Genomic DNA, 11201 nt, shown 5'->3' with positions numbered 1-11201 from the left:
GCCCCGCACCCTCGGGGCGGCCGCCTGACACCGACGGAAAGGAGGGGGAGGCATGACCACACCCGGAGGCGGCGCCGACACAGAGCCCGACAACCACGACGACACCGGCGCGGCGCCCGACCGGGGCGCGGAACTCGCCAGGGTTCTGCTGTCCGAGGCCCGTGAGGAGCTCGCGAGGGCCGACAACAAGGCCGGCCTCATACTGGCGGTTCTGGGCGCGACGCTGACCGCCCTGTTCGGTGCGATCGGCAGCGGCCTCATCGCCCCACGGCACTACCCGGTCGTCCCGCAACTCCTCCTCTGGGTGGGCTGCGCCGCCTGCGCGCCGGCCCTAGTCCTGCTGGGCCTGGCCGTGACACCACGGCTCGGAAGCCCCCACCACTCCCGAGGCCACTACTTCGGCGACGCGCGGCTGACCGTGTCGCTCGCCCACCTGGAGCGCACGGTGCGCCGGACCGACCCCATGTCCCGTGACCTGAGCCAGCTCGCGATCCTGTCCCAGATCGTCTGGACCAAATACCGCTGCGTACGCCACGCACTGGCCTGGGGCACCGCGTTCTTCACGCTCACGCTGGTGGGCATCGTGACGGGAGTGTCGCTCTAGTTTTCCGGTGTTTCCCGGTTTCTCCCTTCTGACTGTTGCCCACGGGCACAATGTGAACGGTCGGACCCGCTGGTCGACGCGGGATCCTGGTGCACCGAGGGGGAGTTCGTGCCGTTCTTCATACCGATCGTGCTCATCGGCGTCGGTGTGGCGACCGGCGGCAGCGGGGTCACTGTCGGCGGCAAGGGCGCCTACGACCTCAAGCGTTCGAAGGCCCGGCTCAAGGAGGCGGGCCAGGTCTACGAGCGACGCCTGGCCGAGGCAGAGGACGCACTGGCAGCGACGAACACCGTCCTCGGGACGCTGGGCGAGCAGCAGAGGCGGGCACGGGTCGATGTCGTCCTGCGCATGGGCGACTTCTTGCGTCGCCATGAGCGGCAGGTGCGCGAGAGCGAGCGGTTGCTGGTCGAGGGCATCGACGCCACCATGACCAAGGTCCCCGGGCTTCATGGTCTCGATGTCGACGCGATGGCGTGGATCGGCGGGGCTCTCGGCTCTGCGGCGGCGGGCGCGGGAGCGGGCGTAGGGATCACGGCGGCAGCGAGCAGCTTCGGAGTCGCGAGCACCGGCGCGGCGATCTCGGGTTTGGCGGGCGCCGCGGCCGAGAGTGCGACCCTCGCCTTCCTGGGCGGTGGTTCGCTCGCATCGGGCGGCGGCGGGATGGCTCTGGGAGCCACGGTGCTCAACTTCGTCACCATCGGACCCGCGCTGCTCGTCGGTGGACTGCTCGTCAAGGGCCAAGGGACCAAGGCGCTCACCCGGGCCGGGGAGTTCGAGGCGAAGATCGCCGTCGCGATCGCTGAACTCGACGAGACCGGCGCCCGCCTGAAGGGCGTCGACGCCCGCGCTGCGGAACTGCGCGAGCTTCTCACGGACCTCACCTGCAGGGCGCTCGAGGCGCTGGACCTCCTCGAGTCCGAGCCGTTCGATCCGCCGAAGCACGCCACACGCTTCCAGCGGGCCATGACGCTGGTCATGGGGGTCCGCGACGTCGCGGCGACTCCGATCGTCGACGCCGAAGGCGAGCTGGACGAGCGCAGCGCGAACCTCACCATCAGGTACCGACCCTTGATCGAGGAGACTCACGATGCCTGACCAGCCCAAGGTGCATGTCGGCAAGGTCTTCGGGGCGGCCAGGGGCCCCCTACGCGCGATGGACGGATTCGCCGCGCTGAACCAGATCGTCGAGGCCGCCCGTGAGTGCATCCACGTCCATGAGGTCGAGAGCACCAAGAGGGCCCGGATCGAGGCCTACGAGGCCACGGAGGTCGCTCGGATCCGGGCCGCCGAAGCCGTCCTCAAGGACTACTTCGCGCAGGCGTTCGCGGAACGACGCCACCTCTACGACGAGATGTTCGCCCGCCTGGACACGGCGCTCGAGGACGGCAACGGCGAAGTGCTCCACACCGTCGTGCGTGGAATCGTCGAGATCGCCAAGAGCTCCCCACTCGCGGACATCGGAGATCTCTCCCAGGTCCGCGCGGCGCTGGACGACCCTGACCAGGTCTGGGACCTGTGACCGACGGCATCGCCGCATCCGGATCGGGGCTGCTGTGCTGCTGTACTGAAGTCACCAGATCAACGGATCAGGAAAGCTGCCCGCCCACGTGCAGTGCGTCGAGGACCATCGCGTCGACGGCCGAGACCCGGTCCCGATCGGCGTGACGGAACCACGCCATCTCGGCGATCTCCCTCGCCGGGGTCAGCCGACCGCGGTGATCGGCGCTGTAACAGATCATCCGAAAGGGTCCGTGCTCCGGATGACCTTCGCCGATCTCGAAAGTGCCGAAGTGCACCATGGAGCCGGGGTCGATCACCGCCCGTAGTTCTTCGTCGATCTCGCGCACCAGGGTCTCGCTGTCGGATTCGCCGGTCTCACGGTGACCGCCGGGGAAGTAGAAGCGATCTCTGCCGTGACTACGCGTCACCAACACACGGCCGCCTCGAACCAGAACCCACGCCACCTTCTCCGGCACGCCGTCGCCATTCGCCATGGCCCGGGACCGTAGTGCAAGCAAGCCGCCGTCCGCGTCAGCACGGTCCCTGGCCGTATGACCACAACCCGGGAGAAGACACCTTCCCCACGCCAAGCCCCCACGGCCGTCCGGCCGGCCGCTCCGCATGACCGGAGACCGGCAGCGCGATCCGGCCGTCACCCAGACCGGGGCAGTCGCCATGGACGGCATCTTCCGCACCGATCCGCGCGGCCGTAGCTGCCGTGGTCACACCGCCGAGCACTCAGGAACCGATGGTCACACAGTTGGCCACACGGCACGCCAGAGGGCCCTTACCGATCCGGTAAGGGCCCTCTGAACTGCGATTCAGCTGTCGGGGTGGCGGGATTTGAACCCACGACCTCTTCGTCCCGAACGAAGCGCGCTGCCAAGCTGCGCTACACCCCGATGTCGCTGCTTGTCCTGCTTGTCGCGGCGACGTCGTTTACTTTAGCCCACCGGTGGCCGGAGACGAAATCCGGTTTTGGCGCGGTGGCTGATGGGGTTCGGGCGGGCGTGGTCGAGGGCCACGAGGAGGACCGCGAGGGCGTAGAAGGAGAGGCCGAGGAGCAGAGCGTTGGCCAGGGCGTGCTTGTAGCCGTGGGCCTCGGCGTCGAGGAAGGGGTAGAGGTAGCGGCCCGGGGTGCCGGGCGCGATCAGCTGGGCGCGGGCCAGGCAGAAGGCCAGGTAGAGCGTGGGGTACAGCATCCATGTCGCGGCCCGGCGCAGGCGCATGCGGCCCGGGGCGGTCAGCAGGAGCCAGTCGAGGACGGCGGCCACCGGGGTCACGGTGTGCAGCAGGTGGACGGCGACCAGGTGCCAGCCCGTGGGGTCGGCCGTTGTGCCGGTCAGCGGGAAGGGGGCGGCCGAGTCTGCAAGGAGCAGGTGGTAGACGAGGCCGGTGATCATGACGTATAGGAGGGCCGCGCCTGTCAGGGCGGCGGGGAGCGGGCGGCGGGCCGTCCATGCCCGGCGGGCGGACAGCAGCGTGACCAGGGCCAACAGGATGTTGCTCTGGATCGCGAAGTGGCTGAGCACCCGCAGCGGGCTGCTCAGCAGGAACGCGAGGGTCACGCCCGCCGCCGCCGTGCCGGCCAGGAGCAGGCGGAGCGCGGCGGCCAGCGGGCGGCGGAAGGGGGTCACCACCGCCGAGGCTGGGACGGAGGAGAGCAGGAGCGCGTGGGTCCGCGGAATCGCGGGCAGATCCGGGAGGTCCCTGGGTATCGGCGCGGTCATGCCCTCACGCTAGGCAGGGGTGACATAAGGGGCGATACGGGTGGGCCGTTCGGGGGACGTCCTCGGCCTCTCCGGGAGGGAGGAACGCGCTACTCCCGCTCCACCAACGTCAGCAGCGTCACCTCGGGCGGGCAGGCGAAGCGGACGGGGGTGTAGCGGCTCGCGCCGCAGCCCGCCGAGACGTGCAGGTAGGAGGTACGGCCCTCCGCCGTGTGCGTCGACAGACCCTTCACGCGGTCCGTGTCCAGGTCGCAGTTGGTGACCAGGGCGCCGTAGAAGGGGATGCAGATCTGACCGCCGTGGGTGTGGCCGGCCAGGATCAGGGGATAGCCGTCCGCCGCGAAGGGGTCCAGGACCCGCAGGTACGGCGCGTGCACCACGCCCATCGAGAAGTCGGACGACTCCGACGGACCGCCGGCCACCCGCGCGTACCGGTCGCGCTTGATGTGCGGGTCGTCCAGTCCCGTCAGCTCGATCGACGCGCCCTCGACCTTCAGCACGCCCCGGGTGTTCGTCAGGTTGAGCCAGCCTGCGGCGTCGAAGCCGTCGCGCAGGTCCTCCCACGGGTTGTGGACGACGTCCACCGCGGGCGGGTTGCCGTTCAGGCCGTGTCGGCCCTGGGCCTTCTCCATCAGGTAGCGGGCGGGGTTGCGCAGCTTCGGGCCGTAGTAGTCGTTCGAGCCGAAGACGTACGCCCCCGGGAACTCCATCAGGGGCCCCAGCGCGTCCAGCGTCTCCGGGACGCCTTCCGGGTCGGACAGGTTGTCGCCCGTGTTGATCACGAAGTCGGGGCGCAGTCCGGCCAGCGAGCGCAGCCAGCGCTGCTTCTTGCGCTGGCCGCCGACCATGTGGATGTCGGAGACCTGCAACACGCGCAAGGGGCGCATTCCGGCGGGGAGGACGGGGACGGTGACTCGTCGGAGGCGGAAGGAGCGGGTCTCGAAACCCGCCGCGTACACCAGACCGGCGGCGCCGACCGCCGCAATGGACAGAGGTACTCCGTATCGCGCGCGCATACGTCCATCGTCTCAGACCGCGCCGACGCTTCCGCCCGCCCGCCTGTCCGTTCGCTCGCCAGCTCGCCCGTCCGTTCGCCCTTGCGGTCGTTCGCCCTTGAGGGCTGCGGGGTGGCTCTGTCCGGCGCCCTTCCGGCACCGACCGGTAAATGACCGGGCGTCGGGCCGTCCACACCTGCGACAATCAGACCCATGACCACGCTCAAGTCGAAGCTGCAGGAAGACCTCAACGCCGCAATCAAGGAGCGCGACGAGCTCCGCTCCTCGACGCTCCGGCTGACGCTCACCGCGATCACCAAGGAGGAGGTCGCCGGCAAGGAGAAGCGCGAGCTCTCCGACGACGAGATCCTCAAGGTGATCGCCAAGGAGGCGAAGAAGCGCCGGGAGGCGGCCGACGCCTTCGCGCAGGGCGGTCGTCCCGAGAGCGCCGAGCGTGAGACGGCGGAGGGAGAGCTGCTCGCCGGCTACCTGCCCAAGCAGCTCAGCGACGACGAGCTGAACGACATCGTCGGGCAGGCCGTCGAGGAGGCGAAGGCGGCCGGTGCCGAGGGGCCGCGGGCCATGGGCGCCGTGATGAAGATCGTGAACCCGAAGGTGGCCGGTCTGGCGGAGGGCGGCCGCGTCGCCGCCGTCGTCAAGAAGCTTCTCGCGGGCTGACCCGAGGGACGGGCTGACCCGGGGACGGGGGCTGACCCGACGGACGGGCTGATCCTGCAGCGCGCTGGAACAGAACGGTCCCTGACTCTCCTCACGGGAGTCAGGGACCGTTCTCACGTCTGCGGCTGAGTCTGCTCAGCCGGACCGGCTGAGCCGGGTTGTCGAGCCGGACCGGCTCGTCCCAGCCGGCTCGGTGGACCGGCCGCCGGTGTCAGCCGCGGCCGCCGCTGTTGTCGTTGCCGTTGCTCTGGCCCTGGAAGAAGCCGCCGTTGTTTCCCCGGTTCGCGTTGCCGCCGTTGGTGTTCCCACCGTTGGTGAGCAGCCCGGTGAGGAAACCGCCGTCGTCCCCGTTGTCGTCCCCGTTGTTGTTGTCGCCGTTCCCGTTCCCGTTCCCGTTGCCGTTGTTGTCGCCGCGGTCCTTCTTCGGGGGCTGCGGGATGAAGACCTTGTTGAACGGCGTGGGTTCCTTGCCCTCGAGCGCCCCGGTCATGGCGTCGCGCCAGATGGGGCCGGGGGTGTCGCCGCCGTAGACCTCAGAGTGGTAGCGGCCGCCGATCCAGATGTTGGTCATCTCCACCTTCTGGGTGGCGCTGCCGACCCAGACGGCGCCCGACAGGTTCGGGGTGTAACCGACGAACCAGGCGTTCTTGCGGGAGTCCGTCGTACCCGTCTTACCGGCGTTGTCGCGACCGGACAGGCCGGCCTGCTTGCCCGTGCCGGAGTCGACCACGCCGCTGAGCAGGGTGTTGATGGTGTCCGCGGTCTTCTCGCTCATCGCGCGCGAGCAGGTCGACTTCGGGACCTCCAGCGACTTCTTCGTGCCGCCCACGGTCTGGGTGATCGACTCGATGGCGACCGGGGTGCAGTACATGCCGCGGCTGGCGAAGGCGGCGTAGGCGCTCGCCATCGTCAGGGGGGAGAGGCCGGTGGAGCCGAGGGTCATCGAGGAGGGCACCTCGGGGACCTTGGTGCCGTTGCCCTGGACCACGCCCAGCTTGTCGGTCATCTTCACCACCGGGCACATGCCGATGTCGGCGAGCATCTGCACGAAGTAGGTGTTGACCGACAGTTCCATGGCCTTCTGCAGCTGGTACGGGCCCTTCTCGGACGCGCTCTCGTTCTCCAGGGTGTACTTCGGCCTGCCGTCGTTCGTCCACGGCTTGCTGCTGCACGTCTGGACCGTGTCCGGGTACGGCATCTGGTACGGCGCCGAGTACGACTGGTTCGCCGGGCGCCCCTCCTCCAGCGCGGCCGCGGCCACGAAGGGCTTGAAGGTCGAGCCCGTCGGGAAGCCGAAGTTCGAGCCCCCCATGGAGGCGTTGACCGAGTAGTTGTACTCGGTCTCGTTCTTGCCGTAGCCGTACGGCTTCGACTGGCCCATGCCGAGGATCTTGCCGGTGCCGGGCTCGACGAGGGTCGCGGCCCCGGCGACCTTGTCCGACTTGTAGACGTGGTCCTTGAGCGAGCTCTGGACGGACTTCTGGGCCTGCGGCGACAGCGTCGTCCGGATCGTCAGGCCGCCCTGGTTCCAGACCTTCGCCCGCTCCTCCTTGGTCTTGCCGAAGACCGGGTCGCTGAGGAAGACGCGTTCCACGTACTTGCAGAAGAAGCTGGCGCCCTGGACGGCGGTGATGCAGCCGTTCTTCGGCTTCTTGACCTTCAGGCCCAGCGGTGCCTTCTGCGCGGTGGCCGCCTCGGCCTCGGAGATGTCGCCGACCTCGGCCATGCGCTTCAGCACGGTGTTGCGACGCTTGGTGGCCTCGGCCTCGTCGTTGACGGGGTCGTAGCGGCTCGGAGACTGGACGATGCCGGCCAGCAGCGCGGCCTGGGGGAGCGTGAGGCTCTTCGCGTGCGTGGAGAAGTAGCGCTGGGAGGCGGCTTCCACGCCGTAGGCCTGCTCACCGAAGAACGTGATGTTCAGGTAGTTCTCGAGGATCTTCTTCTTGCTGAGCTCTTCCTCGAGCTGGATCGCGTACTTCAGCTCCTTGATCTTGCGCCCGATGGTCTGCTGCGTGGCCTGCGCGACCTTCGTCGGGTCGTCGCCCGCCTCCTCGACGGCGACGTTCTTCACGAGCTGCTGCGTGAGCGTGGAGGCGCCCTGGGACACCCCGCTGTTCTGCACGTTCTTGTTGAGCGCGCGCAGGACGCCCTTGAGGTCCACCGCGCCGTGCTCGTAGAAGCGCGAGTCCTCGATCGCGACGATCGCCTTCTGCATGTAGGGCGAGACGTTCTTCAGGTCGACCACCGTGCGGTCACGTGAGTAGACGGTGGCGATCTGGCCGCCCTCGGAGTCGAGGATCGTGGTGCGCTGGCTCAGCGGCGGCGTCTTGAGATTGACCGGGAGTTCGTCGAACGACTCCACCGACCCCTTGGCCGCCAGGCCCAGCGCGCCGAAGGCGGGCAGGGCGATGCCTGCCAGCACGGCTCCCGCGAGCACACTGACACCGAGGAACTTGGCGGCCTGCTGCGTTGGCGACAGACCACCGCCCGAGCGCTTCTTTGGCATGAGGGCAGCCTACGTTCTCATTCGCCGGACACGCGTCAATGCCTTGGCCTAAGCTGCTCGCAACTGTCACAGCAGCAGGGCTACGTATCAATACGTCCGGCGACCCCGAATCGTTCCGGAGGTTCCCCGACTTTTTTGGTGGGGGTGTGCCCGAATCCGCCTTGTGTGTCACCCGGCGTCCGTTGTGACTCAACTGAACTGTCCCGTTCGCCGGGAAGGTCACACATGTCGCAGGCTCACTCCCCCGGGTGATCTGCCGCTTACGCATAGTCCGTTCGGGCCATTCAAGATTGGGCCCGAAGGGGGTGTTGCGCTGTGCCCGCCTTCCGTAACGTCCTCAACTGGCGGCGGTGAATATGCCGCTGCCGCCGTGGGGGAGCCTCGATTCGGGAGAGGACGGCGCCGGTATGGGCTGGGTAACCGACTGGAGTGCGCAGGCCGCCTGCCGCACTACCGATCCGGATGAACTGTTCGTTCAGGGAGCAGCGCAGAACAGGGCCAAGGCGGTGTGCACCGGATGTCCGGTACGCACCGAATGCCTGGCTGACGCGCTCGACAACCGCGTCGAGTTCGGCGTGTGGGGAGGCATGACGGAGCGCGAGCGCCGGGCACTGCTGCGCAGGCGGCCGACGGTGACCTCCTGGCGCCGGCTCCTGGAGACGGCGCGCTCGGAGTACGAGCGTGGGGCGGGCATCCTGCCGCTCGACGACGACCAGATGTACGAGACCTTCGCGGCGGTGGGCTGAGGGGAACCCTCGGCTCAGGATCCGGCGGTCTCGGGCAGCTCCGGCCGGTCGGCCGCGAGGCGCTGTCCGATGTCGCGCAGCCCCGTGATGTCGTGCACGTCACCGGGGAGTGCGGCCACTTCGGCCACCGCCACCTCGGGGTGGAGTGCGGTGAAGCGATCCCGGGTGCGTTGCTCGCGGGAGAGTAGGTGCATGCGTTCCGCATGCAGTCTGAGCAGGCCTGCGGTGAGGTCGTGCACGGTCCGCTCCGCGGCCGCGCCGTCGTGCGCGTCCGAGGTCGCCGTCCGGTCCGTCTCGGTGGACCCGGAGTGATCCGTGTGTGCGTCCGAGTCCGTGGTCCGGGCCGCTTCGGTGGGGGCGTCGCGCTCCGGATCGGGTGCGGGGGGTGCTGAACTGCCTTGGGTGTCGGGAGAGTTACGAACTCCAGCTTTCCCGCCGTCCTGATCCACAATGCCGGGCTCTTCAAGATTTTCCGCAGCGGCGAGCGCCCGCTCGGCGGACAGCTGGGCGGCACCGCTGCCATGGACCCGGTTGAGGACCAGACCGGCCAGCGGCATGTCCTCGGCGGCCAGCCGCTCCACGAAGTACGCGGCCTCCCGCAGCGCGTCCCGCTCGGGAGCCGCCACCACCAGGAACGCCGTGCCGGGCGCCTGGAGCAGCTTGTACGTGGCGTCCGCGCGCGTACGGAAGCCGCCGAACATCGAGTCCATCGCCGCGACGAACGTCTGCACGTCCTTCAGCAGTTGCCCGCCGAGCAGCTTGCCCAGCGCGCCGGTCATCATCGACATCCCGACGTTGAGGAACTTCATCCCCGCCCGGCCGCCGACCTTCGCCGGTGCGAGCAGGACGCGGATCAGCTTGCCGTCCAGGAACGAGCCGAGGCGCTTCGGCGCGTCCAGAAAGTCCAGCGCGGAGCGGGACGGCGGGGTGTCGACGACGATCAGGTCCCACTCGTCCCGGGCCCGCAGCTGGCCCAGCTTCTCCATCGCCATGTACTCCTGGGTGCCCGCGAAGCCCGCGGAGAGCGACTGGTAGAAGGGGTTGCCCAGGATCGCGGCTGCCCGGTCGCCGTCCGCGTGCGCCTCGACGATCTCGTCGAAGGTGCGCTTCATGTCGAGCATCATCGCGTGGAGTTCGCCGTCCCCCTCCACGCCCTTGACGCGGCGGGGGGTGTTGTCGAGCGAGTCGATGCCCATGGACTGGGCGAGCCGGCGTGCCGGGTCGATGGTGAGGACGACCACCTTGCGGCCGCGCTCGGCCGCCCTGAGTCCCAGGGCGGCCGCGGTGGTCGTCTTGCCGACGCCGCCCGAGCCGCAGCAGACCACGATGCGCGTCGCCGGGTCGTCGAGCAGCGGATCGAGATCGAGCACGGGCGCCGGGGTGAGACGGCGACGGGTGGCCCCCTGGTCGTGACTGCGGTCCGCGCTCATGCGATCCCCTGCTTCCGCAGTTCGTTGGCGAGCTGGTACAGGCCCGCGAGGTCCATGCCCTCGGCGAGCAAGGGCAGTTCGTGCAGCGGCAGATCCAGTTCGCCGAGGACCGCGCGCTGCTCGCGCTCCAGTGCGTACCGCTCGGCGTACTCCTCGGCCTGCCGCAGGAGCGGGTCCACCAGCCGCTCGGCGTGCCCGCCGCGCCGCGCCCCGCCGAGCCCGGCGGCGGACAACGACCGGGCGACTGAAGAACGCGTCACGGTCCGTGCGAGTTCCAGACCGTCCTCGTCCAGCATCTCCGGCCGCACCATGTTGACGATGACCCGCCCCACCGGCAGTTTCGCCGCCCGCAGCTCGGCGATGCCGTCCGCGGTCTCCTGGACGGGCATCTCCTCCAGCAGCGTGACCAGGTGCACGGCGGTCTGCTCCGACTTCAGCACCCTCATCACGGCCTGCGCCTGATTGTGTATCGGGCCGATCCTGGCCAGCCCGGCGACCTCGTCGTTGACGTTCAGGAAGCGGGTCACGCGGCCGGTGGGCGGTGCGTCCATGACGACGTGGTCGTACACGAACCGCCCGTTCTTGTCCTTGCGCCGCACCGCCTCGCACGCCTTGCCGGTGAGGAGCACGTCCCTCAGGCCGGGTGCGACGGTGGTGGCGAAGTCGATCGCGCCCAGCTTCTTCAGGGCCCGCCCGGCGCCTCCCAGTTTGTAGAACATCTGGAGATAGTCCAGAAGGGCCAGTTCGGGGTCTATGGCGAGGGCGTAGACCTCACCGCCCCCCGAAGCGACCGCGATCTTGCGTTCCTCGTAGGGCAACGCCTGTGTCTCGAAGAGCTGTGCGATGCCCTGCCGGCCCTCCACCTCGACGAGAAGCGTCCGCTTCCCTGCCGTGGCGAGGGCCAGCGCGAGGGCCGCGGCGACCGTCGTCTTGCCGGTCCCGCCCTTGCCGCTGACGACCTGGAGCCTGCTCACGCCTTCGAGCGTAACCAGTCGGCGCCCGAGGCACTCGG

General features: G+C 69.2%; 11 protein-coding genes and 1 tRNA gene. 5 read left to right on the top strand and 7 right to left on the bottom strand.

Features of this window, described 5'->3' with window-relative positions:
- The first annotated feature begins 52 nt into the window (after positions 1–52).
- From OHS82_RS19805 to OHS82_RS19795, 3 genes are all read left to right on the top strand, one after another.
- Entirely contained in the window at positions 53–604 is a 552-nt protein-coding gene (locus tag OHS82_RS19805; RefSeq protein WP_057577862.1) for a Pycsar system effector family protein, read from the top strand.
- 108 nt (positions 605–712) lie between these two features.
- Positions 713–1699, top strand: a complete 987-nt coding sequence (locus tag OHS82_RS19800) for a hypothetical protein (protein ID WP_328434229.1) — start codon at positions 713–715, stop codon at positions 1697–1699.
- Positions 1692–2123, top strand: a complete 432-nt coding sequence (locus OHS82_RS19795; RefSeq protein WP_328434228.1) for a hypothetical protein — start codon at positions 1692–1694, stop codon at positions 2121–2123. The genes OHS82_RS19800 and OHS82_RS19795 overlap by 8 nt, the downstream gene beginning before the upstream one ends.
- A 67-nt stretch (positions 2124–2190) precedes the next feature.
- Here the strand turns inward: OHS82_RS19795 and OHS82_RS19790 are convergent, their stop codons facing one another.
- The 4 genes from OHS82_RS19790 to OHS82_RS19775 all read right to left on the bottom strand — a co-directional run bounded on the left by OHS82_RS19790 (position 2191) and on the right by OHS82_RS19775 (position 4850).
- Positions 2191–2598 carry an NUDIX hydrolase gene (locus OHS82_RS19790; RefSeq protein ID WP_057577859.1) on the bottom strand — a complete coding sequence of 136 codons (408 nt, stop codon included), beginning with the start codon at positions 2596–2598 and terminating at the stop codon, positions 2191–2193.
- Positions 2599–2932: 334 nt separating this feature from the next.
- Positions 2933–3006: transfer RNA gene (locus OHS82_RS19785), tRNA-Pro, on the bottom strand.
- Positions 3007–3048: 42 nt separating this feature from the next.
- Positions 3049–3834, bottom strand: coding sequence for a Pr6Pr family membrane protein (locus OHS82_RS19780; RefSeq protein ID WP_328434227.1), 786 nt, complete (start codon positions 3832–3834; stop codon positions 3049–3051).
- Between the two features lie 89 nt (positions 3835–3923).
- Positions 3924–4850, bottom strand: a complete 927-nt coding sequence (locus tag OHS82_RS19775) for a metallophosphoesterase (protein WP_057577843.1) — start codon at positions 4848–4850, stop codon at positions 3924–3926.
- Positions 4851–5042: 192 nt separating this feature from the next.
- On the opposite strand from OHS82_RS19775, the gene OHS82_RS19770 reads away from it, so the two are divergent.
- Complete coding sequence (locus OHS82_RS19770; protein WP_057577842.1) at positions 5043–5507, top strand: GatB/YqeY domain-containing protein; 465 nt, start codon at positions 5043–5045, stop codon at positions 5505–5507.
- Positions 5508–5718: 211 nt separating this feature from the next.
- On the opposite strand, the gene OHS82_RS19765 is transcribed toward OHS82_RS19770, so the two are convergent.
- Positions 5719–8013, bottom strand: a complete 2295-nt coding sequence (locus OHS82_RS19765; protein ID WP_057577841.1) for a transglycosylase domain-containing protein — start codon at positions 8011–8013, stop codon at positions 5719–5721.
- Positions 8014–8420: 407 nt separating this feature from the next.
- On the opposite strand from OHS82_RS19765, the gene OHS82_RS19760 reads away from it, so the two are divergent.
- Positions 8421–8759, top strand: a complete 339-nt coding sequence (locus OHS82_RS19760; protein ID WP_057577840.1) for a WhiB family transcriptional regulator — start codon at positions 8421–8423, stop codon at positions 8757–8759.
- Positions 8760–8773: 14 nt separating this feature from the next.
- On the opposite strand, the gene OHS82_RS19755 is transcribed toward OHS82_RS19760, so the two are convergent.
- Together OHS82_RS19755 and OHS82_RS19750 are read right to left on the bottom strand one after the other, a co-directional pair.
- Positions 8774–10189, bottom strand: coding sequence for an ArsA family ATPase (locus tag OHS82_RS19755; RefSeq protein ID WP_057577839.1), 1416 nt, complete (start codon positions 10187–10189; stop codon positions 8774–8776).
- On the bottom strand, positions 10186–11163 hold the full coding sequence (locus OHS82_RS19750; RefSeq protein ID WP_057577838.1) for an ArsA-related P-loop ATPase: 978 nt from the start codon (positions 11161–11163) through the stop codon (positions 10186–10188). Before OHS82_RS19750 ends, OHS82_RS19755 begins: the two co-directional genes overlap by 4 nt.
- Between the last annotated feature and the right edge of the window lie 38 nt (positions 11164–11201).

The organism is Streptomyces sp. NBC_00425, from assembly GCF_036030735.1.
Lineage (GTDB): Bacteria > Actinomycetota > Actinomycetes > Streptomycetales > Streptomycetaceae > Streptomyces.
This window is presented reverse-complemented; position numbering and strand designations above follow the sequence as displayed.